21 protein-coding genes and 1 pseudogene are annotated in these 23,498 nt (G+C 64.3%); 7 read left to right on the top strand and 15 right to left on the bottom strand.

What is annotated here, in order from left to right; genetic code table 11:
• The 4 genes and pseudogenes from EBQ26_RS12375 to EBQ26_RS12355 form a co-directional block, all read right to left on the bottom strand.
• Positions 1 to 294: pseudogene (locus EBQ26_RS12375) on the bottom strand (hypothetical protein); the annotation flags it as partial.
• Positions 295 to 1,144: 850 nt separating this feature from the next.
• Positions 1,145 to 1,996, bottom strand: a complete 852-nt coding sequence (ugpE, locus tag EBQ26_RS12365; protein ID WP_122239544.1) for a sn-glycerol-3-phosphate ABC transporter permease UgpE — start codon at positions 1,994 to 1,996, stop codon at positions 1,145 to 1,147.
• An 8-nt stretch (positions 1,997 to 2,004) separates the two neighbouring features.
• Complete coding sequence (gene ugpA / locus EBQ26_RS12360; RefSeq protein ID WP_122239542.1) at positions 2,005 to 2,886, bottom strand: sn-glycerol-3-phosphate ABC transporter permease UgpA; 882 nt, start codon at positions 2,884 to 2,886, stop codon at positions 2,005 to 2,007.
• Positions 2,887 to 3,007: 121 nt separating this feature from the next.
• Positions 3,008 to 3,469: a CBS domain-containing protein gene (locus EBQ26_RS12355; protein ID WP_122239541.1), complete on the bottom strand. Its 462-nt coding sequence runs from the start codon at positions 3,467 to 3,469 to the stop codon at positions 3,008 to 3,010.
• 253 nt (positions 3,470 to 3,722) lie between these two features.
• On the opposite strand from EBQ26_RS12355, the gene EBQ26_RS12350 reads away from it, so the two are divergent.
• Complete coding sequence (locus EBQ26_RS12350; protein WP_122239540.1) at positions 3,723 to 5,033, top strand: O-acetylhomoserine aminocarboxypropyltransferase; 1,311 nt, start codon at positions 3,723 to 3,725, stop codon at positions 5,031 to 5,033.
• 236 nt (positions 5,034 to 5,269) lie between these two features.
• Here the strand turns inward: EBQ26_RS12350 and purB are convergent, their stop codons facing one another.
• The 8 genes from purB to EBQ26_RS12310 form a co-directional block, all read right to left on the bottom strand.
• Positions 5,270 to 6,658, bottom strand: coding sequence for an adenylosuccinate lyase (purB, locus tag EBQ26_RS12345; RefSeq protein WP_122239539.1), 1,389 nt, complete (start codon positions 6,656 to 6,658; stop codon positions 5,270 to 5,272).
• 93 nt (positions 6,659 to 6,751) lie between these two features.
• Positions 6,752 to 7,117: a hypothetical protein gene (locus EBQ26_RS12340; RefSeq protein ID WP_124780004.1), complete on the bottom strand. Its 366-nt coding sequence runs from the start codon at positions 7,115 to 7,117 to the stop codon at positions 6,752 to 6,754.
• A gap of 41 nt (positions 7,118 to 7,158) precedes the next feature.
• Entirely contained in the window at positions 7,159 to 7,932 is a 774-nt protein-coding gene (locus tag EBQ26_RS12335; RefSeq protein ID WP_122239537.1) for an enoyl-CoA hydratase, read from the bottom strand.
• Between the two features lie 199 nt (positions 7,933 to 8,131).
• Positions 8,132 to 9,064 carry a DUF484 family protein gene (locus EBQ26_RS12330; RefSeq protein WP_122239536.1) on the bottom strand — a complete coding sequence of 311 codons (933 nt, stop codon included), beginning with the start codon at positions 9,062 to 9,064 and terminating at the stop codon, positions 8,132 to 8,134.
• Complete coding sequence (gene dapF / locus EBQ26_RS12325; protein WP_122239535.1) at positions 9,018 to 9,977, bottom strand: diaminopimelate epimerase; 960 nt, start codon at positions 9,975 to 9,977, stop codon at positions 9,018 to 9,020. Before dapF ends, EBQ26_RS12330 begins: the two co-directional genes overlap by 47 nt.
• Positions 9,978 to 10,101: 124 nt before the next feature.
• On the bottom strand, positions 10,102 to 11,421 hold the full coding sequence (locus EBQ26_RS12320) for a tryptophan--tRNA ligase (protein ID WP_122239543.1): 1,320 nt from the start codon (positions 11,419 to 11,421) through the stop codon (positions 10,102 to 10,104).
• Between the two features lie 136 nt (positions 11,422 to 11,557).
• Positions 11,558 to 12,181, bottom strand: coding sequence for a site-2 protease family protein (locus EBQ26_RS12315; protein WP_122239534.1), 624 nt, complete (start codon positions 12,179 to 12,181; stop codon positions 11,558 to 11,560).
• Positions 12,182 to 12,285: 104 nt separating this feature from the next.
• Complete coding sequence (locus EBQ26_RS12310; RefSeq protein WP_122239533.1) at positions 12,286 to 12,927, bottom strand: L-threonylcarbamoyladenylate synthase; 642 nt, start codon at positions 12,925 to 12,927, stop codon at positions 12,286 to 12,288.
• Between the two features lie 203 nt (positions 12,928 to 13,130).
• On the opposite strand from EBQ26_RS12310, the gene dcd reads away from it, so the two are divergent.
• Positions 13,131 to 13,697 carry a dCTP deaminase gene (gene dcd / locus EBQ26_RS12305; RefSeq protein WP_122239532.1) on the top strand — a complete coding sequence of 189 codons (567 nt, stop codon included), beginning with the start codon at positions 13,131 to 13,133 and terminating at the stop codon, positions 13,695 to 13,697.
• Positions 13,698 to 13,834: 137 nt separating this feature from the next.
• On the opposite strand, the gene EBQ26_RS12300 is transcribed toward dcd, so the two are convergent.
• Positions 13,835 to 14,593: a 3-hydroxyacyl-CoA dehydrogenase gene (locus EBQ26_RS12300; protein ID WP_122239531.1), complete on the bottom strand. Its 759-nt coding sequence runs from the start codon at positions 14,591 to 14,593 to the stop codon at positions 13,835 to 13,837.
• 236 nt (positions 14,594 to 14,829) lie between these two features.
• Here EBQ26_RS12300 and queA point away from each other — a divergent pair, with 236 nt between their 5' ends.
• The 5 genes from queA (at position 14,830) to EBQ26_RS12275 (ending at position 20,256) form a co-directional block, all read left to right on the top strand.
• The gene (gene queA, locus EBQ26_RS12295; protein WP_122239530.1) at positions 14,830 to 15,948 is read left to right on the top strand and encodes a tRNA preQ1(34) S-adenosylmethionine ribosyltransferase-isomerase QueA; all 1,119 of its coding nucleotides are present in this window, start codon (positions 14,830 to 14,832) and stop codon (positions 15,946 to 15,948) included.
• A 24-nt stretch (positions 15,949 to 15,972) separates the two neighbouring features.
• Entirely contained in the window at positions 15,973 to 17,334 is a 1,362-nt protein-coding gene (locus tag EBQ26_RS12290) for an RsmB/NOP family class I SAM-dependent RNA methyltransferase (protein ID WP_122239529.1), read from the top strand.
• 275 nt (positions 17,335 to 17,609) lie between these two features.
• Complete coding sequence (locus EBQ26_RS12285; RefSeq protein WP_122239528.1) at positions 17,610 to 18,713, top strand: ABC transporter substrate-binding protein; 1,104 nt, start codon at positions 17,610 to 17,612, stop codon at positions 18,711 to 18,713.
• The gene (locus tag EBQ26_RS12280; RefSeq protein WP_122239527.1) at positions 18,710 to 19,507 is read left to right on the top strand and encodes an ABC transporter permease; all 798 of its coding nucleotides are present in this window, start codon (positions 18,710 to 18,712) and stop codon (positions 19,505 to 19,507) included. Before EBQ26_RS12285 ends, EBQ26_RS12280 begins: the two co-directional genes overlap by 4 nt.
• A 26-nt stretch (positions 19,508 to 19,533) precedes the next feature.
• Entirely contained in the window at positions 19,534 to 20,256 is a 723-nt protein-coding gene (locus EBQ26_RS12275; RefSeq protein ID WP_122239526.1) for an ABC transporter ATP-binding protein, read from the top strand.
• Between the two features lie 201 nt (positions 20,257 to 20,457).
• Here the strand turns inward: EBQ26_RS12275 and clpA are convergent, their stop codons facing one another.
• Both clpA and clpS read right to left on the bottom strand, forming a co-directional pair.
• Positions 20,458 to 22,791: an ATP-dependent Clp protease ATP-binding subunit ClpA gene (gene clpA, locus EBQ26_RS12270; RefSeq protein ID WP_122239525.1), complete on the bottom strand. Its 2,334-nt coding sequence runs from the start codon at positions 22,789 to 22,791 to the stop codon at positions 20,458 to 20,460.
• A 206-nt stretch (positions 22,792 to 22,997) separates the two neighbouring features.
• Complete coding sequence (clpS, locus tag EBQ26_RS12265; protein WP_122239524.1) at positions 22,998 to 23,363, bottom strand: ATP-dependent Clp protease adapter ClpS; 366 nt, start codon at positions 23,361 to 23,363, stop codon at positions 22,998 to 23,000.
• Positions 23,364 to 23,498: the final 135 nt, after the last annotated feature.

Raw genomic sequence — 23,498 nt, 5'->3', positions numbered from 1 at the left:
GCCTCCTGCTTTTTCTGCCCAGTAGCGCAGCCCGGCGGGGTCGCCGGGGCGCAGGTAGAAGGCGAGGTAGACGGCCTGGATGTCCTGCCAGCCGCTGGGCAGGGGCTGGGCGACGCAGGTGGCGACGGTGATGGGGGCAGCGGCTGGCGCAGCGGCTGGTTTGCTGGCACCAGCGCCCTGGGCGGGTTTGCCGGGCGGGGTGGCGGCGGTGCTGGCGACCTGGGCGGTCAGGGTCAGGCTTGCGCCGAGTGCGGCTACGCTGAGCCAGCGGCGGCGAAATGGGGGGGTTGGCATGGCGAATACTCCTTCTTTACGCGGTGGTGCTCAGGGTTGAGGGGGGGAAGGTGCGAGAGCGGCTCGGCTCTGCCTGGCCGCCAGAAGCGGACACAAAAAACCCGGCAACGCGCAAGGCGTGGCCGGGTGGGCAGAAGGGAGAAGCGGAAACAGGCGAAAGATTTTTCGCCCGGAGGGGAACTTTTACGAAACGCGCATCCAATGCTGCGTGCTGCGTGCTGCGTGCTGCGTGCTGCGTGCTGCGTGCTGCGTGCTGCGTGCTGCGTGCTGCGTGCTGCGTGCTGCGTGCTGCGTGCTGCGTGCTGCGTGCTGCGTGCTGCGTGCTGCGTGCTGCGTGCTGCGTGCTGCGTGCTGCGTGCTGCGTGCTGCGTGCTGCGTGCGAAGTTTACATTCGGGGCGTTCATGGGGCGCGAAGTGTAACGATTCGCATGTGGTTGTAAACGCCTGAAGGGGGCTTTTTGCGCCGAAATAGGATCAGGAAAACCCGGGTTTGTCTTTGGCAAGCGGGCGGTTTGACATTCGGGCGGCGCTGGGCAGCGCAGGCCCGTCAACCTGATCGCCCTTGCGGCCTGCTTCGCCCAGTCTTGCTGCAACAGGCCGGGCACGCGGGCCAATCATCGGTCACGAAAATGTCGTCAAGGGCAAGGGGCCTGCTGATGCCGCTCCAGCCCCGGGGAGATGCCTTCGTGCTGATTGGGCATATGCATACACGGCAAGCGTCAGAACCCCGCCCGCCTCGGCGGGGCGCAAAATTCCAAATCAAAGGCAACAAAAAACCCCGTTTTCGGCATGACTGGCATGCAGCAAACGGGGTTTTGATTTGAAATTCAGGCGGCAAGCGCCAGCGCGCTTATTTCTCCGTATCCACCAGCCCTTTGACGAACCAGCGCTGCATCAGCACCACCACCAGCGCGGGCGGCAGCATGGCCAGAATGGCGGTGGCCATGACCACGTTCCATTGGTTGCCCGAGTCGCCCCCGGCGATCATGCGCTTGATGCCGATGACCACGGGGTACATGTCTTCCGAGGTCGTCACCAGCAGCGGCCAGAGGTATTGGTTCCAGCCGTAGATGAACTGGATCACGAACAGCGCGGCGATGCTGGTTTTGGATAGCGGCAGCAGCACGTCCTTGAAAAAGCGCATCGGCCCGGCGCCATCGACGCGGGCGGCTTCGACCAGCTCGTCGGGCACGGTCAGGAAGAACTGGCGGAACAGGAAGGTGGCCGTGGCCGAGGCGATCAGCGGGATGGTCAGGCCGGCGTAGCTGTTGAGCATGCCCAGATCGGCGATGACCTGGTAGGTCGGGCCAATGCGCACCTCTACCGGCAGCATCAGCGTGACGAAGATCAGCCAGAAGAACAGCCCCTTGAGCGGGAAGCGGAAGTACACGATGGCAAAGGCCGAGAGCAGCGAGATGGCGATCTTGCCCACGGCAATCACCATCGCCGTCACAAAGCTGATCCACATCATGCGCGCCACCGGCGCATTCGAGCCTGCGCCTTCGCCGCTGCCCAGCAGCGCGGCTTTGTAGGTCTCCCAGAAGTGCTCGCCCGGCAGCAGCGGCATGGGCGCTTGCACAATGTCCTGCACCGTGTGGGTGGAGGCCACAAAAGCCAGATACAGCGGGAAACACACCACGAACACGCCCAGGAGCATGACGGCGTGAGAGATAAAGCCCAGCACGGGGCGGCGTTCAACCATCGTCAGCATCAGTACTGCACCTTTTTCTCAACATAACGGAACTGGATCACCGTCAGCGCGATGACGATTGCCATCAGCACCACCGATTGCGCGGCCGAGCTGCCCATGTCGCCCGCCTTGAAGCCGTAGTAATACACGTTGTAGACCAGGATGGCCGTATCGCGCCCGGGGCCGCCCTGGGTGGTGGCGTCGATGATGGCGAAGGTGTCGAAAAACGCATAGACCACATTCATCACCAGCAGGAAGAAGGTGGTGGGCGAGAGCAGCGGGAACTGGATGCTCCAGAACCGCCGCGCCGGGCCTGCGCCATCGATGGCGGCGGCCTCAATGAGCGATTTGGGGATGGCTTGCAAGCCCGCCAGGAAGAACAGGAAGTTGTACGAAATCTGCTTCCACACCGCCGCCATGACGATCAGCGCCATGGCCTGGCCGGAGCTGAGCAGGTAATCCCAGTGCAGGCCCATTTGCTCCAGCCACCAGGCCACCACGCCCAGCGAGGGCGAGAACATGAAAATCCACAGCACGCCCGCCACCGCAGGCGCTACGGCATAGGGCAGCAGCAGCGCGGTTTTGTAGACCATCGCCCCTTTGATGACGCGATCGGCAAACACAGCCAGCAGCAGCGACAGCGCAATGCCCACCACCGCCACCAGCAGCGAGAACACCGCCGTGACCTTGAACGATTGCAGGTAATACGTATCGGCGAGCAGGCGCTTGAAATTCTCCAGCCCCACCCACTCGCGCGAGAAGCCGAACGCATCTTCCATCTGGAACGATTGCAGCAGCGCCTGCCCGGCAGGCCAGAAAAAGAAGATGCCAATCACCGCCATCTGCGGCGCCAGCAACAGCCAGGGCAACCAGGCGGATTTAAAAAGAACGCGTTTTTCCATGGGTCACGCAGCAGGGAGGTTGAAAGAGAGGGGTTGAAAAAAGGGCCATGCGAGAACAAAGGCAAAAGAAAAGCGGCGCACGGCCGCTGCATCGCCAGGCCGTCGCCGCCGGGGGCCAGGCTTACAGCCCGGCCTGGTTTTCCTGCTCCTCAGGCCAATCGCGGATATACGCTTTGAGCAACTGGTTCTCCAAATCGCGGCTGTGCAAAATCGCCTTGGCCACATCGTAAAAACTGATGACGCCCATCAGCACCCGGTTGTCGATCACGGGCAGATAGCGCGTATGGTGCTCCAGCATCAGGTGGCTGACTTCGTCGAGCGAAGTCTCCGGCGTGCAGCTGATCAGCGTATCGCTCATGCGCTCGCGCACCGCGATTTGATCCAGCGGGCTGCTGGGATGATCGGCCAGGCCCTTGATGATTTCGCGGAACGTGAGCATGCCCGTCACCTCGCCACGCTCGACCACCACGACAGAGCCAATATCGCGCTCGGACATGGTCGCCACCGCAGCCGACAACATCTCGTCGGCCTGAACGGTGTAAAGCGCATTGCCCTTGACTTTGAGGATGTCGCTGACTTTCATGGGGGAAGGCTCCTGTGCGCGGCGGCTGGCTGCATATGGCTAAATACCTGCCGCCGCCATGCCGCACTCGTAAGCGATTGCGTACAGCCGTGACAGGAAGTGCGCGGAATATAGCCGACATTGACGCCCCAGCAGCGCAAGATGGCGCAAGATAAGCACCCATCGGCACATGCCATGCTGCCATGCCATGTTGACCTGCCCGCTTCTCCCTGCCGCCCTGCGGCCCCCCCCCCTTCAAGATAAGGAACAACCCATGCCTGGCTACAACGACCCCGGCTTCGACACCCTGGCCCTGCACGCCGGCGCCGCGCCCGATGCGGCCACCGGCGCGCGCGCCGTGCCCTTGCACCTGAGCACCTCGTTCGTCTTTGAATCCTCCGAGCACGCCGCCTCGCTGTTCAACATGGAGCGCGCCGGCCACGTCTATTCGCGCATCAGCAACCCCACCACGGCGGTGCTGGAGCAGCGCATGGCCGCGCTCGAAGGCGGTGCGGGCGCCATCGCCACGGCCAGCGGCCAGGCCGCGCTGCACCTGGCCATTGCCACGCTGATGGGCGCGGGCGGGCACATCGTGGCCAGCAGCGCCATCTACGGCGGCTCGCACAACCTGCTGCACTACACGCTGCGCCGCTTTGGCATTGAAACCACCTTCGTGCACCCGGGCGATCTGGACGCCTGGCGCGCGGCCATCCGCCCCAACACCCGGCTGCTGTTTGGCGAAACCGTGGGCAACCCCGGCCTGGACGTATTGGACGTGCCCGCCGTGGCCGAGATCGCCCACGCCGCGCGCCTGCCGCTGCTGGTGGATTCGACCTTCACCACGCCGTATCTGATGCAGCCGCTGGCGCTGGGGGCCGATCTGGTTTACCACTCGGCCACCAAATTCCTCTGCGGCCACGGAACCGTGGTGGGCGGCGTGATCGTCGATGGCGGCGCTTTCGATTGGGATGGCAGCGGCCTGTTCCCTGAGCTGACCCAGCCCTACGAGGGCTTTCACGGCATGGTTTTCAGCGAGGAGGCCACCGCTGGTGCGTTCCTGCTGCGCGCGCGCCGCGAGGGCCTGCGCGACTTTGGCGCGGCGCTGAGCCCGCACAGCGCCTGGACGATTCTGCAAGGCATCGAAACCCTCTCGCTGCGCATGCAGCGCCACATCGCCAACACGGAAAAAGTGGTGCAGTTCCTGGCCAGCCACCCCATGGTCGAGCGCGTGGGCCACCCGCTGCTGGAGAGCCACCCCAGCCATGCGCTGGCGCAAAAGCTGCTGCCCCGGGGCGTGGCCTCGGTGTTCAGCTTCGATCTCAAAGGCAGCCGCGCCCAGGGCAAGGCGTTTGTCGATGCGCTCAAAATCTTCAGCCACCTGGCCAACGTCGGCGATTGCCGCTCGCTGGTCATCCACCCGGCCAGCACCACCCACTTCCGCATGGACGATGCCGCCCTGGCCGCAGCGGGCATCACCCAGGGCACCATCCGCCTGTCCATCGGGCTGGAGGAGGCCGATGACCTGATCGACGACCTCAAGCGCGCCCTGAAAGCGGCGGAGAAAGCCGCTGAAAAAGCGGCGTAGCAATCGGCAGAACAGGCCGCTGACCAAGCCCCTGCATGAAAAACGGCGCACAACGCGCCCAGGCGGCCCGCTCAGGAAACCTCACAAAATCACACATCAAAAGAAATCAATGCTCAACATCAAATTGCCGTAACAAGGCAATTTTCTTGCCCATGAAATAGAAAACCCGCCGGATTTGCAATTTCCCGACGGGTTTTTGGAGACTTTCAACAGGCCCTTGGAGCCTGCTCAGGCTTTCAATCCTGCGCCGCGCGTCGCGCCAGCTCGGCGGCCTTGCCGGTGTAGTTGGCGGGAGTGAGCGCGCGCAATTGCTGCTTGGCCTGCTCGGGGATGCTCAGGCGCTCGATCAGCTCGTGCAGCGCCTGCGCCGTCACGGCCTTGCCGCGCGTGACCTCCTTCAAAGCCTCGTACGCGCCTTGCTGGCCATAGCGGCGCATCACGGTCTGGATCGGCTCGGCCAACACCTCCCAGGCGGCATCCAGGTCGGCGGCGATGGCAGGCTCGTTGAGCTCCAGCTTGTCCAGCCCCACCGTCAGCGCGTGGTAGGCCAGCGCGGCATAGCCCAGCGCCACGCCCAGGTTGCGCAGCACGGTGCTGTCGGTCAAATCGCGCTGCCAGCGGCTGATGGGCAGCTTTTCCGACAAATGCCGCAGCAGCGCGTTGGACAGGCCCAGATTGCCCTCGGCGTTTTCAAAATCGATGGGGTTGACCTTGTGCGGCATGGTGGAGGAGCCAATCTCCCCCGCCTTGAGCTTTTGCTTGAAGTAGCCCAGGCTGATATAGCCCCAGATATCGCGGCTGAGGTCCACCAAAATCGTGTTGGCGCGCGCCACGGCGTCGAACAACTCGGCCATGTAATCGTGCGGCTCGATCTGGATGCTGTAGGGCTGAAAGTGCAGGCCCAACCCTTGCGGCGCGGGGCTTTCCACCACCCGACGGCTGAACGCCTCCCAATCGAAATCGGGCCAGGCGGCCAGGTGGGCGTTGTAATTGCCCACAGCGCCGTTCATCTTGGCGCGCATCGGCACGGCCTCAATGGCGGCGATGGCGCGCTCCAGCCGCACGGCCACGTTGGCCAGCTCCTTGCCCACCGTGGTGGGGCTGGCCGTCTGGCCGTGCGTGCGGCTGAGCATGGGTACTTGGGCATGGGCCAGCGCCAGCGCGCGCAGACGCTGGAGCACCTGGCGCAGCCCGGGCAGCACGACCTGCTCGCGCGCAGCCTGCAATTGCAGGGCGTGGCTGGTGTTGTTGATGTCCTCGCTGGTGCAGGCAAAGTGCACGAATTCGCTGGCTTTTTCCAGCGCCGGGCGGCCTGCGAGCTTGTCCTTGATCCAGTATTCGACGGCTTTCACGTCGTGGTTGGTGACTTTCTCGTGGTCTTTGATCGCCTGGGCATCGGCCTCGGAAAAGCCGCTGACCAGCCCCAGCAAAAAGGCGCGGTCATCGGCCGAAAGCGGCGGGAATTCGGCAAACCCGGCTTCAGACAGCGCCAGAAACCAGGTGATTTCCACCTGCACGCGCCGGTGCATATAGCCAAATTCGCTGGCGATGGGCCGCAGCGCGGCCAGACGTTTTTCATAGCGCCCGTCCAGGGGCGAGAGAGCGGTAAGAGCGGTGAGGTTCATAGGCCGCCGATTGTAGGGTGCGCGCATCCGCTCCCCAGCAGATCGCCCGGGCCGGACAGGGCAGCCAACGCGCCCCTGTGCCATTGCAAAAATTCAGCGCGGCTGTTTTTCAGCCACTTTCAACGGCGCCAAAACGCAGTACACAAACCAACTGGCCGCGCCGGAAACACCAATTGAAAACAGCATGACCGCATAAAACAGGAAGCCGCCAAACTCCAGCCCCAACCATTGCCCCAGTTCCAGGGAAGCCAGAAATCCAACCAACAGGACGGGAATGGAGAGCACGCACACAAGCTGCAACAGCAGCGTGGCCCAAAACTCGCTGATGCAAACGGCCTGGCCACAGCGCGGGCAACGCGCCTTGCTGCCGAATTTTTGGGCACACAAAGCACGTTTTGCCGCGTGGGAAAAGGTGCGGGCGCGGCAGGCGGGACAGGTGTAGCGCAGGGAGATTGCCATGTTGCCCTTTTTCAAATGCTGGCGCAGAGCGGCCGCACCCTTCACCACCGGGGCGGGCGTTTTTCGGCGAAGGCCAGCGCGCCTTCCTGGGCGGCGGGGTCCATCATGTTGATGGCCATGGTTTGGGCGGCGAGCTGGTAGGCCGCTTCCAGGCCCATTTCGCGTTGGGCGTAGAGCAAGGCTTTGCCGCGGGCGATGGAGATGCGGGGCTTGCTGAGGATGGCATCCAGCAGTTCCTGCACGGCCGCTTCCAGCCCCTCGGCGGGGGCGACGCGGTTGATCAGCCCGGCGGCCAGCGCTTCCTGCGCGCTGATGAAGCGGCCGGTGACGAGCATGTCCATCGCCAGTTTCAGCGGCACGTTGCGCACCAGCGGCACGCTAGGGGTGGAACAAAACAGGCCGTATTGAATGCCGCTGGTGGCAAAGCGCGCGTCTTCGCTGGCCACTGCCAGATCGCATTGGGCAACGAGTTGGCAGCCTGCGGCGGTGGCGATGCCGTGGACTTGGGCGATCACCGGCACGGGCAGGCGGTGGATGGCGAGCATGACGCGGCTGCATTGCGCAAACAGGGCCTGGTACCAGGCCAGCTCGGGGTGGGCGGCCATGTCCTTGAGGTTGTGGCCGGCGCAAAAGGCTTTGCCATTGCCGGCGAGGACGACGGCGCGCAGGCTGTCGTCGGCAGCCAGCGCCTGGAGCTGCTCCAGCAGCGCTTGCAGCATTTCGCTGCCCAGGGCGTTGAAGCGGCCGGGGTCGTTGAGCGTCAATCGGGCCACGCCGTCGGGTTGGCGGTGCAGGTGCAGCAAGGGGGCGTTCATGGCAAGTCTCCAGTGGTTATGATGGATGTGATTTTCAAATCATCAGAAAAAATCCATTGCCAATATGGCTTGATAGTATTGAAGTGATTTTTCCCTTGATTGGCAAAATTGCATGAATCCAAGCGCCTGTTCGGCCCTACTCTCTGCCCAGCCCTGCCTGCGCCGCAAGCGGGAGCAAAGGCGCGACGCCCAGAGGCTTTCAGGCGTCGTCCTGGGGGGAGATGGCGGAGGCAGATGGCGGGGGCGCAGCGGCCTCGGTGGGCGGCTGCGCGGCATCGCTGGCCTCGGCGTGTTCATCGTCTGCCGGGCGTGCTTTGAAGGGCGTGAGCCGGGCGCGGGTGGCCTCGGGCAGCAGGCGCTGCATGGCGGCGCTGGCCAGTTCGGCCAGGCGCACCAGCAGGTCTTTGCCCATGTCTTGCGTAAAGCGGTGGGCGTCGGGCGAAGTCAGCAGCAAATAGCCATAGGTCAGCGGCGCGCCCTCTTGCGTGCCTGCGCGCAGGGGCAGGATGGCGATGGATTGCACGTCCTGCAAATCGGCCTCTGCCCCGGCGAGGCTTTGCAAGCCTTCAATGCTGCCGCGCGGGCCGCAATAGGGTTTGGGCAAGGCGGCGATGTGCTGCTGGTTTTCGGCGGCCGTCTGGCGCACTTCGGGCAAATCGGCATAGGCGGCATCCACACCCCACAGCCGCAGATACACGCCTGGCACGTCAAACAGCGCTTGCAACTGCTGCGTCAGCCGCTGCGGCAGGCGGCTGGCCTGCGGCTCGCTGAGCATGACGGCGGTCCAGGCATGGGCCTTTTCCATGATTTGGGCGTTTTCGCTGCCGTAGCCCATCATTTCGACGATGGAGGCTTCCAGCCCCTTGATTTTCTGGCGCAGCATCAGGGTTTGCCGCTCGTGCAAGCTGACGACTTTGCCGCCGTGCGGGCTGGGCAATTGCACCGTGCCCAGCACCTGCGCGAAGCGCTCGAAAAACTCGGGGTTGTGCAGGAGGTAGTGGGCGATGTCTTCCTCGCTGGTGATGGGGGCGGGTGGCGTCATGGCAAAGCGATGGGGCTGGTGGAAGATGGCAGCGGCGCGCCCGTCAAGCAGGCCAGGCCGTGGCGGCGTCGCCGGCGCTGCCGAGGTCATCGGGCAGCTCGATGCTGCCGGTAAACACCGTTTCGGCCGGGCCGGTCATCCAGACGTCGTCGTCTGCGCCGCCGCGCCATTCTATGGTCAGCCTGCCGCCGCGCGTGGCCACATCCACGCACGGCTCCAGCAAGCCCATGCGGATGCCGCACACCACGGCGGCGCAAGCGCCCGTGCCGCAAGCCAGGGTTTCGCCCGCGCCGCGCTCATAGACGCGCAAGGCGATGTGCGCGCGGTCAAGCACCTGCATGAAGCCGGCATTGACGCGCTGCGCAAAGCGCGGGTGGCGCTCCAGCAGCGCGCCCTGGCGCTGCACCAGCGCGTCCTCCAGCGCGGGCACGACTTGCACGGCGTGCGGGTTGCCCATGGAGGCGATGGCGATCCAGACGGCTTCGCCTTGCGCCTCGGCGGCCTTGGCAACCTCGGCATTGGCATCGGCATCAACCTCGGGCAAGAGCGGCAGCAACCAGCGCCGGGCCTGGCCGGCCTGCTCGCTGGGCAAGCCTTGCGGATCGAAGGGCAGGTGCTCGGGCTGCCAGCGCGGGCGGCCCATGTTGACGCGCACGCGGCCGTCGTCTTGCAACTGCGGCTCGATCACGCCCGCGCGGGTGAGCACGCGGATGTGGCGCTTGCCGGTCAAGCCCTGATCGAACACGTAGCGCACAAAGCAGCGCGCGCCGTTGCCGCATTGCTCGACTTCGCCGCCGTCGGCGTTGTGGATGAGGTATTCAAAGTCCACGTCCTGCCCGGCGGGCGCGGGGCGCACGGTGAGGATTTGGTCGGCGCCGACGCCAAAGTGCCGGTCGGCCAGGCGGCGGTAGTGCGCAGGCGTCAGGCCCAGCGGGCCGGCGGTTTCGTCGAGCACGACGAAGTCGTTGCCCGCGCCTTGCATTTTGGTGAAGGGGATGTGCATGTTTGGCAGATGGGCCCGGTGTTTCCGATGCGTCCTTTAATACAAATCAATGGAAAAACAAATTCAATACAGACATGCCGAAAAATGCATTTTTTTTCTTTTTGATTGATAAAAATACTGCCGATCAAGCCTTTTTCGCCTCGGCGTGGGCGGCGGCCAGGGCTTGCAGGGCCTGCACCAGCGCATCGCTGCGCGCAAAGGGCAGCAACTGGCCTGCCAGCGCATCCAGCGCGGCCTCGCCTTCCTGCTTGAGGCGGGCTACGGCCGCGCCTGCGTCGCGGCCGCTGTCAAAGCCCTGGCTTTGCAGCAGCGCCTCACCTTTGGCGTTGCTGAGCTTGAAGTAGAAGCGGCCATCGGCCTCGCGGTATTGCTTGATTTGCGGCGGCGCTTCGGCGCGGGGCGCGGCGGCTTCGGGCGCGGCGGCCAGCGGTTGGCGCAAATCCCACAAGCCTACGGCGCGCTTGAGTTCGGCCAGGTAAGGCGCGGCCTGGGCGCGGGCTTTTTCGGCGCCGCGCTGCAAGATGGCTTCGATGCGGGCGGGGTCGGCCATCAGGGCTTCGAACTGCGCGCGCATGGGGGCGATTTCGGCGTCGATCAGTTCAAACAATTGCTGCTTGGCTTCGCCCCAGGCGATGCCCTGGGCGAAGGCCTGGCGCATGGCTTCGGTCTGCCCGGCGCTGGCAAAGGCCTGGTAGAGCTGGAAGATGGCCGAGCCTTCGGTTTCCTTGGGCTGGCCCGGCGCGCGCGAGTCGGTGGCGATGCCCATGATGAGCTTGCGCAATTGCTCGCGCGGCGTGAACAGGGGGATGGTGTTGCCGTAGCTTTTGCTCATCTTGCGCCCGTCCAGCCCGGGCAGGGTGGCCACTTGCTCATCGACCACGGCCTCGGGCGGCACCAGCAGGGTTTGGCCCGCGCCGTAGATGTGGTTGAAGCTGGCGGCCATGTCGCGCGCCATTTCGATGTGCTGCACCTGGTCGCGCCCCACGGGCACTTTGTGGGCCTTGAACAGCATGATGTCGGCGGCCATGAGCACGGGGTACATGAACAGCCCGGCGGTGACGTCGGCATCAGGCTCTGCGCCCGCTTCGGTGTTTTTGTCCACCGCGGCCTTGTAGGCGTGGGCGCGGTTGAGCAAGCCCTTGCCGGTCACGCAGGTGAGCAACCAGGTCAGTTGCGGGATTTCGGGGATGTCGCTTTGGCGGTAGAAGGTGACTTGCTCGGGGTCCAGCCCGCAGGCAATCCAGGTGGCGGCGATTTCCAGCGTGCAGCGCTGCGTTTGCTGCGGGTTTTGCGATTTGATGAGGCTGTGCAAATCGGCCAGGAAATAAAAGTGATCGGCTCCGGCCTGGGTTTGCGAGCGCACCGAGGGCCGGATGGCCCCGGCGTAGTTGCCCAGGTGGGGGATGCCAGAAGGCGTGATGCCGGTGAGGTAGCGAACGGTCATGGTCAGCAAGAGGGAGGGGGAAAGGGGGTGCCTGCGCGCCTACCGAAAGTGTTTTTATCAATCAAAAAGAAACAAAAACACCTTGTTTAGGCAACATGGGTAATAATTCGAATTTCTTTTGATTTGTGTTAAAAATCTATTTGGCCAGCCATTGCAGGGGCGCGAGGATCGCATCCAGCCCGACGCCGACCAGCGGCGAGAGCCAATATTTGCCCAGCACGCCGGTGAGCATGAGCGCCAGCACGATGAAAAAGCCCGCAGGCTCCAGCCGCGCCAGCATGCTGGCGGGTTTGTAGGGCAGCAGCCCCACCGCAATGCGGCCGCCGTCCAGCGGCGGCAGGGGAAAGAGGTTGAGCACGGCCAGCACCAGATTGGTCATGATGCCGGCCATCGCCATTTGCATGAAAAACGCCTCATCCAGCCCCACCAGCAGCAGCGCGCCCAGCAGCAGCGCCCAGACCAGCGCCTGGATGAAGTTGGAGGCGGGCCCGGCCAGCGCCACCCACACCATGTCCCGGCGGGGGTTGCGCAGGTTGCGCGTGTTCACCGGCACCGGCTTGGCGTAGCCAAAGACGAACTTGCCATCGGTGGCGAAATACAGCATCAGCGGAATCAGCACGGTGCCGATGGCGTCGATGTGCTTGAAGGGGTTGAGCGTGATGCGGCCCAGCATCTCGGCCGTGCGGTCGCCGAAATGGCGCGCGGCATAGCCGTGGGCCGCCTCATGGATGGTGATGGCCAGCAGCACGGGCAAGGCCATCACGGCAATGTGTTGAATCGTTGCGTCACTCACGTTGGTTACTCTTGTTCTTCTTCAAAAATGCTGCTCACGCGCGCCGCTGGGGTGCGCGCCCTCCCCTCTCATCACGCACGCAAGCCCAGGCGCTTCAGATCGCCCAGGCCCGCGCGCAGTACCTGCGCGTCGCCGCCGCCGTCCATCGCCGTCAAATCCAGCACCGTCGTCGGCTGCGTGGGCACGGCGCCCGCGTCGATCACCGCGCCCAGCTCGTGCTCCAGGCGCTCGCGGATTTCGTGCGCGTCGCTCAGCGGATCCTCCTCGCCCGGCAAAATCAGCGTGCTGGCCAGCAGCGGCGCGCCGTGCAGCGCCAGCAGCTCGCGCACCACCGCGTGCGCTGGCACGCGCAGGCCAATCGTCTTGCGCTGCGGATGGCTGACGCGGCGCGGCACTTCCTTGCTGGCCTCCAGCACAAAGGTGTAGGGCCCGGGCGTGGCCTGCTTGAGCAGGCGGAACTGGCGGTTGTCCACGCGCGCGTAGCTGGCCAGCTCCGATAAATCCTGGCACAGCAGCGTGAGCAAATGTTTCTCATCCATGCCACGGATGCGCCGCAGGCGATCGGCCGCGGCCTTGTCGTCCAGATGGCACACCAGCGCGTAGCTGGAATCGGTGGGGATGGCCAGCACCTGGCCTTGGGCCAGCAAGCTCGCGGCCTGCTTGAGCAGCCGCGCCTGCGGGTTGAGAGGGTGAACTTCAAAAAACTGGGCCATGCCAATCCATGCACAAACACACGGCCCAACCGCCTGCCGCCAACGCGCGCCGTAGGAAGCCGGGGCCAAAAAAGAAAGCCGCGTATTGTGCAACAGCCGCATCAAGCGCGCCCAGGCTGTGGTCAGGCCGCGGTCAGGAAGTGGTCAAGCCCGCGCCGACCTACAATCGGCGCCCCTGTGATTTCCCCCGCAAAGCACGCCAGATGAGCATCAAAAGCGATAAATGGATACGCACCATGGCCGAGCAGCACGGCATGATCGAGCCGTTCGAGGCCGGCCAGGTACGCCAGGTCAACGGCCAGAGGGTCATCAGCTACGGCACCAGCAGCTACGGCTACGACATCCGCTGCGCGCGCGAATTCAAGGTGTTCACCAACATCCACAGCACGGTGGTGGACCCGAAGAATTTCGATGAAAAGAGCTTTGTCGATTTCGAGGGCGATTACTGCATCATCCCGCCCAACAGCTTTGCGCTGGCGCGCACGGTGGAGTATTTCCGCATCCCGCGCAATGTGCTGACCATCTGCCTGGGCAAAAGCACCTACGCGCGCTGCGGCATCATCGTCAACGTCACGCCGTTCGAGCCGGAGTGGGAAGGCTATGTGACGCTGGAGTTCTCCAACACCACGCCGCTGCCGGCCAAGATTTACGCGGGCGAGGGCTGCGCGCAGGTGCTGTTCTTCGAAGGCGACGAGCCGCCCGAGGTCAGCTACAAAGACCGCGGCGGCAAATACCAGGGCCAGCACGGCGTGACGCTGCCGCGCACGTGAAAATCACCTTTTTCAATCACAGGAAAACTGCATTCAAGCTCATCAAGCCGAAACAAGGCACAATTGTTTCTTATTGATTCATAAAAAACGGCCCCGAAGGGCCGTTTTTTCATGGCAGGGCAAGCCCTGTCACCCCATCACTTGGGCGCCATGCGGATGGCGCCGTCCAGGCGTATCACCTCGCCGTTGAGCATGTCGTTCTCGATGATGTGGCAAGCCAGTTTGGCGTAATCATCGGGGCGGCCCAGGCGGCTGGGGAAGGGCACGCTGGCGGCCAGCGCGTCTTGCACCTCCTGCGGCATGCCAAACAGCATGGGCGTGCCGAAAATGCCGGGGGCGATAGTCATGTTGCGGATGCCGTCGCGCGCCAGATCGCGGGCGATGGGCAGCGTCATGCCCACCACGCCGCCTTTGGAGGCGCTGTAGGCGACCTGGCCGATCTGGCCGTCAAACGCCGCCACGCTGGCGGTGGAGATCAGCACGCCGCGCTCGCCGGTTTCTTCCGGGGTGTTGTCCAGCATCGCCGTGGCCACCAGGCGGATCATGTTGAACGTGCCCAGCAGGTTGATCTGGATGACTTTGTTGAACAGCGCCAAATCGTGCGCACCTTTTTTGCCTGCGGTTTTCTGCGCCGGGGCAATGCCCGCGCAATTGACCAGGCCCGAGAGGCGACCGAGCTTTTGCGCCGCTGCCACGGCCGCCTGGCCGTCGGCTTCGCTGGTGACATCGGTTTTGACGAACACGCCGCCGATTTCGCTGGCGACTTGCTCGCCGCGCTCTTGCTGCAAATCAGCCAGCACCACTTTGGCGCCGCGCGCAGCCAGCATGCGCGCCGTGCCTTCACCCAGGCCCGAAGCGCCGCCTGTCACGATAAATACGTTGCCTTCAATCTTCATAGCATCTCCTTGAAAGGGGAAAGAACAGCCCCGGCAAACCTTGCGCCAGGGCCACGAAACCACACGGTTTGACCGTTATTGTCCTCCCTGCGACTGTCCTCCCGAACGAGGCAGCGGCCAGAAAGGCCGTAGTAACGCGGGTGCTGCACCCTGGCGCCAGCGCGGGCAGGCGCAAACGGCATCCCACGCTCTATACTGCCGCCCCTTTTTTGCCGCCCCTTCGCCGCTTGCTGCGTATGTCCGCCCACTCTTACACGCTGGCCGATTTCGATTACCCGCTGCCAGAGGAACTGATCGCCCACCACCCCGCGCCCGAGCGCAGCGCCTCGCGCCTGCTGGACGGGCGCAGCCTGCCGCCCACCGACCGCATCTTTCACCAACTGCCCACGCTGCTGCGCGCGGGCGATTTGCTGGTGTTCAACGACACCCAGGTCGTCAAGGCGCGCCTGTTTGGCCATAAAGCCTCGGGCGGCAAGCTGGAGATGCTGATCGAGCGCGTGCTCGACGATGCAGCCACCACGCCGGGCGAACACCACGTCGCCGCGCACCTCAAGGTCAGCAAAAAGCCCGCGCCCGGCACGCGCCTGCACTTTGCAGGCGGGCTGGCCGCAGGCGGCTTTGACGCCATCATGCTGGGGCGCTACCCCGATGAGGAGGGCGCGCTGTTTCGCCTGCGCCTGCTGGCGCCGCCGGGCCAAACGCCCTGGAGCCTGATGGAGCGCCACGGCCATCTGCCCTTGCCGCCCTACATTGAGCGCCAGCAGCAAGGCGGCGCCGATCCCGATGCGCAGACCGACGCCACGCGCTACCAAACCGTCTTTGCCCGCAATCCCGGCGCCGTGGCCGCGCCCACCGCCGCCCTGCACTTCGACCAGGCCACCCTGGCCGCGCTGGAAGCTGCGGGCGTGCAGCGCGCCCACATCACCTTGCACGTGGGCGCGGGCACCTTCCAGCCCGTCAAAACCGAGCAATTGCACGAGCACCGCATGCACAGCGAGCGCTACGACATCCCCGCCGCCACGCTGGCCGCGCTGGAGCGCTGCCGCGCCCGGGGCGGGCGCATCGTCGCCGTGGGCACTACCAGCGTGCGCGCGCTCGAATCCTGGGCGCAAACCGGCCAGGCCCAGGGCGATACCCGCATCTTCATCACACCCGGCTACCGCTTCCAGGTGGCCGATTGGCTGCTGACCAACTTTCACCTGCCCAAAAGCACGCTGATGATGCTGGTCAGCGCCTTTGCCGGCCACGCGCACATCCACGCCCTCTACCGCCACGCCATCGCCCAGCGCTACCGCTTCTTCAGCTACGGCGACAGCATGCTGCTGGCGCGCCATGACACTGCGGCCCACGCCTGAACCAGCATCACGAAAACTCCCCCCATGCACCCCAAAGCCCTGCTCGATGCCTGCGCCGATTTGCTGCGGCGCACTCTTGCCTTTGAACACCCGGCCGACGCCCTGCTCTCGCGCCACTTTCGCGAAAACCGCCACCTCGGCCCGCGCGAGCGCGCCACGCTGGCGGAAACCACCTACCACGTGTTGCGCCACAAGCGTTTGCTGGAGCACCTGGCCCAATCCGGCCAGGGGCCGCACGCGCGCCGCCTGGCCATCCTCGGCTTTCAAGGCGATGCGCGCTTTTTGCAAGGCGCGCTCAATGACAGCGAAGCCCAATGGCGGACCGCCTGCGCACCGCTGCTGCCCGGCGGCGCGCAATGGAGCAGCCTGCCCGAGCCGCAACGCCACAACCTGCCCGACTGGCTGGCCCAGCGCCTGCGCGAGCAACTGGCCGCGCAAGGGCAAGCCGATGCCTTCTGGCCGCTGGTGGAGAGCCTCAACCAAAGCGCCGCGCTGGATTTGCGCGTCAACACCCTGCAAGGCAAGCGCGATGCCATCGCCCAGGAGCTGCGCGCCGCGGGCCTGACGCTGGAGGCCACGCCCTACTCCCCCTGGGGCCTGCGCCTGCAAGGCAAGCCCGCGCTGCAAAAGCTCGATGCCTTCCAGCGCGGCGCCATTGAGGTGCAGGATGAAGGCTCGCAACTGCTGGCCCTGCTGCTGGACGCGCGCCGAGGCGACATGGTGGCCGACTTCTGCGCCGGCGCGGGCGGCAAAACCCTGGCCCTTGGCGCGGCCATGCGCAACACCGGGCGGCTGTACGCCTTCGATGTCTCCGCCCATCGGCTCGACGCCCTCAAGCCCCGCCTGGCGCGCAGCGGCCTCTCCAACGTCCACCCCATTGCCATCGCCCATGAGAGGGATGAGCGCATCAAGCGCCTGAGCGGCAAGCTCGATCGCGTGCTGGTGGATGCGCCCTGCTCCGGCCTGGGCACCTTGCGGCGCAACCCCGATTTGAAATGGCGCCAATCGCCCCAGGCCGTGCGCGAGCTGACCCTCAAGCAACAAGCCATTTTGCAAAGCGCCGCGCGCCTGCTCAAACCGGGCGGACGCCTGATTTACGCCACTTGCAGCCTGCTGGAAGAAGAAAACGAGGCCATTGCCCACGCCTTCGACGCCGCCCACGGCGACTTCACCGCCCTGAACGCCAGCGCCTTGCTGGAGGGCCTGAAAGTGCCCCACGCCGCCAGCCTGTGCAGCCCACCGCCCGCCACAGCAGGCCAAACGCAAGCCGAAGCCCCACCCGCCACAACCAGCGCCACCGCCAGCACAGGCCGTTTTTTGCGCCTGTGGCCGCATCAGCACGGCACGGATGGCTTTTTTGCCGCCGTTTGGCAACGCCAGCGTTGAACCGGGTGCAGCAGCGCTGCCTTTGACCCTATCCAGCGCGCACCCCTCGCCCATTATTACAAATCAAAAAGAAAAGAAATGACCTTGTTTCGGCAATTTATCCAATAAATGCAATTTACTTTGATTGATAAGAATGAAACACCCCACCTGCCCCCTCCCTGGCGGGTGTAGGTCGATTGGTCTATTCAAGTCATAGCCAAAGCATATGAGAATAATAGGCATCTACGCATTCCCTTGATCCGCCGCCTGTGCGGCCTCTTTTTTTGCCTGATGCCATGCCCTCATTCACTACCCCGCCCGCCCCGACTGCCACACCCAACCGCCGCCATCTGCTGCGCATGGCAGGCGCGCTGCCCTTGCTCCACGCCCTGCCCGCCCTGGCGCAAGAGCAGGCCAACGGAGCCAAAGAGGCCAAAGGGGCCGCCGCGCCCGGCAACGCCGCCCGCACACTCCACCTGGCAGGCCCCAGCGCCGCCATCAGCTTTGCGCTGCTGCGCATGGCGCAAGCCCAGCCGCTGGCCGATTGGGGCATCCAGATCCGCTTCACCCAATGGCGTGATCCCGACCATCTGCGCGCGCTGACGCTGGAAAAAGGCGCCGACTTTCTGGCCGCGCCCACCAACGTGGCCGCCAACCTCTACAACCGTGGCGTACCGCTGCAATTGGTGAATGTGCCCGTCTGGGGCATTCTGGCCTTGCTCTCGCTGCATGAGGGGCGCCGGACGCTGGCCGATTTCAAGGGGCAAACCATTGCCATCCCGTTTCGCGCCGACATGCCCGATATCGTGTTCCAGTTGCTGGCGCGCGCGCAGGGGCTGGATCCACAAAAGGATTTCGCCCTGCACTACGTCGCCACACCGATGGAGGCCGCGCAATTGCTGCTCTCGGGCAAGATCGAAAACGCCTTGCTGGCCGAGCCGGTCACCTCGCTGGTGATGCACAAATCGCAGTCTTTCCCCACCAAGCTGATGGCCAAAACCGTCCACCGCAGCGTCGATTTGCAACAGGAATGGGGCCGCGTGCTCCAGCGCCCGCCGCAAATCCCGCAAGCCTGCGTCGTTGCGCTGGGCCAGGCCCGCAGCGATGCCGCCTTGCTGCAACGCTTTGCCGCCGCCCACGCCCAGGCGCAAGCGTGGTGCTACGCCCACCCGCAAGAGTGCGGCGAGCTGGTGGCGCAGCACATCCCCATGCTCTCCGCCCCCGCCGTGGCCGATGCCCTGCGCCACACCCCCGCGCGCATCGCCAGCGCCCAAGAGGCGCGACCCGAGCTGGAGTTTTTCTACCAGAAACTGCTCGATAGCCAGCCCAGCCTGGTCGGCGGCAAGCTGCCCGATGACGGGTTTTATGCCACTGCGGCGGCAGCGGAGGCCGCATCTTGAAAGCATTGCAGCGCGCCTGCGCCGCCGCCCTGGCCTATTTGTGGAGCGGCTGGGGCGCCATCGCCAGCCTGTGCCTGTTTTTTGCCCTGTGGGAATGGGGCGCGGGCATTTACGGCTCGCTGGCGCTGCCCGGCCCGCTGGAGGTGTTCGCCCGCCTGCGCCACATGCTGGCCGAGGCCGAGGTCTGGCAGGCGCTGGGCATTTCCGCCTGGCGCGCGCTCTGGGGCTTTGCCCTGACGCTGGCTTGCGGCAGCCTGCTGGGCATGCTGGCAGGGCTGTCGATGACGGCGGCGATGATGTCGCGCCCGCTGGTGACGCTGCTGGTGGGCATGCCGCCCATCGCCTGGCTGGTGCTGGCCATGCTGTGGTTTGGCACGCAAAGCCACACCACGCCCATCTTCACCGTGTTCATCGCGTGCTTTCCGGTCGTCTTCGTCGCCGCGTTGCAAGGCACGCGCACGCTGGACGGCAAGCTGCGCGACATGGCGCGCGCCTACCGCCTGCCGCCCGTGCTGATGTTCACCCAGTTGTATCTGCCGCACATGCTCTCCTACCTCTTTCCGGCCTGGATCACGGCGCTGGGCTTGTCGTGGAAGGTGCTGGTCATGGCCGAAATGCTCAGCACCGCCGATGGCGTGGGCGCATCGCTGGCCATCTCGCGCGCGCATTTGGATACGCCCACCTCCATGGCCTGGATCGTTGCCGTGCTGGGCCTGCTGCTGGCGGTGGAATACCTGCTGCTCGAACCCGTCAAGCGCCGCGTCGAGCGCTGGCGCGAAGCGATGGCCGACTGAACAACCTGCTCACGCCCTTGTTGCCCATGCTTGCCCTGCACGCCATCTCCCACCGCTTCGCCCTGGAGGACGTTCTGCTGGCGCTGGATTTCGACCTGCGCCCCGGCGAAAGCGTCGCCCTCGTCGGCCCCTCGGGCTGCGGCAAAAGCACGCTCATGCACATCATTGCCGGCCTGCTCACCCCGCTGCACGGCACGGTGGACAACCGCTTTGCGCGCATCGGCTGCATGTTTCAGGAGCCGCGCCTGCTGCCCTGGCGCGCCGTGCTGGACAACATCGCCCTGGGCTTGCACGCGCGCGGCGTGCCACCCGCCCAGCGGCGCCAGCAAGCGGCCGCGCTGGCTTTGCGCATGGAGCTGACGCCCGACGACCTGGACAAATACCCGCACGAACTCTCCGGCGGCATGCAAAGCCGCGTGGCGCTGGCGCGCGCCCTGGCCATCAGCCCCGATTTGCTGCTGCTGGACGAGCCTTTTTCCGCCCTGGACATTGGCCTGCGCGCGCACATGTACCGCCTGGTGCGCAGCTACCTGGCCGAAAGCGGCTGCGCCATGCTGATGATTACCCACGACATGATGGAAGCCGTGCGCCTGGCCAGCCGCATCGCCGTCATGGCTCCGCCCGGGCGCATCGTGCACCAGCACCATTTGCCCGACGCCTGGCAGGCGCGCGATGAGCGCTGGATCCACCACCAGGCCGGCGAGCTGATGCAAACGCCCGCCGTGCGCCAGAGCTTTGAGCTGGTGTAGCCCCCAGCCACCACTCCATAAAATTCACATCAAAAGAAAAATCACTTCAATACCATCATGCCGAAATAGGCATGATTTGTTTCTTTTTGATATGTAAAAATAAAGCCCTATCGCAAGATAGGGCTTAGCAGCAGGCATCAAACAAAGATCAGAGGCGCCAGAACCAGCACTGCATCAGAGCTGGCCCCGGCGCGCGCCGCCTCACTCCGCAGCGGTGGCCGCAGGCGCGGGCTTGTCTTCCCCCACCAGCGGCGTGATTTGGAGATCCACCTGCTCTTTCTGGCCGCCCTTGCCATCGTCCACTTTTTTCAGGCCAATCACCACGCGCCCGCCATCGGCCAGGCCGCCAAAGAGCAGCTCGTCGGCCAGCGACTTGCGGATCGTGTCCTGAATCAGGCGGTGCATCGGCCGCGCGCCCATGAGCGGGTCAAAGCCTTTCTTGGCCAGATAGCTGCGCAGCTCATCGGTAAAGCTGGCCTCCACCTTCTTCTCCGCCAACTGGCTTTCCAGTTGCAGCAGGAATTTGTCCACCACGCGCAGGATGATTTGCTCATCGAGCGGACGGAAGCTGACGATGGCATCGAGCCGGTTGCGGAACTCGGGCGTGAACTGGCGCTTGATGTCCGCCATCTCGTCGCCAGCCTGGCGCGGGTTGGTAAAGCCGATGCTGGCTTTGTTCATCGTTTCCGCGCCCGCATTGGTCGTCAAGATGATGATGACGTTGCGAAAATCGGCCTTGCGGCCGTTGTTGTCGGTCAGCGTGCCGTGGTCCATCACCTGCAACAAGATGTTGTAGATGGAGGGGTGCGCCTTCTCGATCTCGTCGAGCAGCAGCACGGCGTGCGGCTTCTTGGTGATGGCTTCGGTAAGCAAGCCGCCCTGGTCGTAACCGACGTAGCCCGGTGGCGCGCCAATCAGGCGGCTGACGGCGTGCGGCTCCATGTATTCGGACATATCGAAGCGGATCAGCTCAATGCCCAGGATGTAGGCCAACTGGCGCGCGGCTTCGGTCTTGCCCACGCCCGTGGGGCCGGAAAACAGGAAGGAGCCAATGGGCTTGTCGGGCTTGCCCAGGCCCGAGCGCGCCGTCTTGATGGCCGAGGCCAAGGCTTCCAGCGCGGCATCCTGCCCGAACACCACGCTTTTGAGATCGCGCTCCAGCGTCTTGAGCTTGCTGCGATCGTCTTGCGAGACGGCCGCGGGCGGAATGCGCGCGATCTTGGCGACGATTTCCTCAATCTCGCTCTTGCCCACGGTTTGCTTGCGCTGCTCCTGGCTCTTGATGCGCTGGGCCGCGCCCGCCTCATCGATCACGTCAATGGCCTTGTCGGGCAATTGGCGGTCGTTGATGTAGCGCGCCGACAGCTCTGCCGCAGCCTGCAAGGCTTCGCTGTCGTATTCGATGCCGTGGTGCTCCTCAAAGCGCGATTTCAGGCCTTTGAGAATCTCCACCGTTTCGGCCACGCTGGGCTCGACCACATCGATTTTCTGAAAGCGGCGCGACAGCGCCGCGTCTTTCTCGAAAATGCCACGGTATTCCGTGAAAGTGGTGGCGCCAATGCAGCGGAGCTGGCCGCTGGAGAGCGCGGGCTTGAGCAGGTTGGAGGCATCCAGCGTACCGCCCGAAGCGGCCCCCGCGCCAATAAGGGTGTGGATTTCATCCACAAACAAAATGGCATCGGGCTTCTCACGCAAAATTTTCAGCACGCCCTTGAGGCGCTGCTCAAAATCCCCCCGGTATTTGGTGCCCGCCAGCAAGGCGCCCATATCCAGGGCATACACCGTGGCGTTTTCCAGCACTTGCGGCACATCTTTTTGCGTGATGCGCCAGGCCAGGCCCTCGGCAATCGCAGTCTTGCCCACACCGGCCTCACCCACCAGCAGCGGGTTGTTTTTGCGGCGTCGGCACAGCACCTGGATGGTGCGCTCCACCTCGTGGTCGCGCCCGATCAGGGGATCAATGCGGCCTTCCAGCGCGGCCTGGTTGAGGTTATTGGTGAATTGCTCCAGCGGCGAGGCTTTTTCCGCGCGCTCGCTCGGCCCGTGGCTGACTTCTTCCTGCTCGCCAGAGCCATCAACGATCTTGTCCTGCTGCTCGCCCTTGCGAATGCCGTGCGCAATGTAGTTGACGACATCCAGGCGTTTGATGCCTTGCTGGTGCAAGAAATACACCGCATGCGAATCCTTCTCGCCAAAAATGGCGACCAGCACATTGGCGCCAGTGACCTCTTTCTTGCCATTGCCCGTGGACTGCACATGCATGATGGCGCGCTGCACGACACGCTGAAAGCCCAGCGTAGGGTGGGTGTCCACCTCATCCTCGCCTGCCACCTGGGTCATGTTCTCCTTGACGAAGGTGGATAGCGCCGTGCGCAATTCGTCCATGTCGGCGTCGCAGGCACGCAGGACTTCCGACGCGCTGGGGTTGTCAAGCAATGCCAACAGCAGGTGCTCGACCGTAATAAATTCGTGGCGCTGTTTGCGCGCCTCTACGAAAGCCATGTGCAAGCTGACTTCCAGTTCCTGAGCAATCATGGTGGTGAACTCCTTGTGCTTGCGAAATATGCAGTGATGCAGTTGCTGCTACTGCGAATGCGGGCCAAATGAGGGCGCCCAAGCCCGAATCAATAGGCCGCGCCTGCCGCCCGCAGCACGCCCGGGGATGCTGAAGGAATCGATCCGAAGCGTCAAGCCAGGCGCGCGCGTAAAAATCCTTGATCTCCGTTTGGCCGCCCGCGCCATCACTCGCCCACAGGCTCGGCAAGGCATTGCAGCGGATGGCCCGCCTCGGCAGCGGCATCCATCACCAGGGCGACTTTGGTTTCTGCAATCTCACGTGAATAAATGCCGCAAACGCCCCGCCCCTCCAAATGCACGCGCAGCATGATTTGCGTGGCCATGTCCCTGTCTTTGCCAAAAAATTCTTGCAGCACGTCAATCACGAACTCCATCGGCGTGAAGTCGTCATTGATCAGAACCACTTGATAGCTGGGCGGCGGCTTCACTTGTTGCAGCTCGCGCTCTGCAACAACCGCCCCTTCTTCCTGTGGGAAGGTTTTGATGGAAGAAAACGGCCCTCCTGGGCCTGAAGTGTTGGTGATGCGCATGCGGAATTCTAGAGCGTGTTATGCACTTTTCCGAGAGGTGGTGCTGAGCTTGGATACAGTGCCAGCATGTCTCGCAAGCCTTACCCCAGTGATGTCAGCGATGAAGAATGGAGCTTTGTCGCCCCTTATCTGATC

This window comes from Allofranklinella schreckenbergeri (genome assembly GCF_003703475.1).
Taxonomy (GTDB): domain Bacteria; phylum Pseudomonadota; class Gammaproteobacteria; order Burkholderiales; family Burkholderiaceae_C; genus Lampropedia; species Lampropedia schreckenbergeri.
The sequence above is the reverse complement of the archived record's forward strand: the minus strand, read 5'-3'. Positions and strand labels throughout refer to the sequence as shown.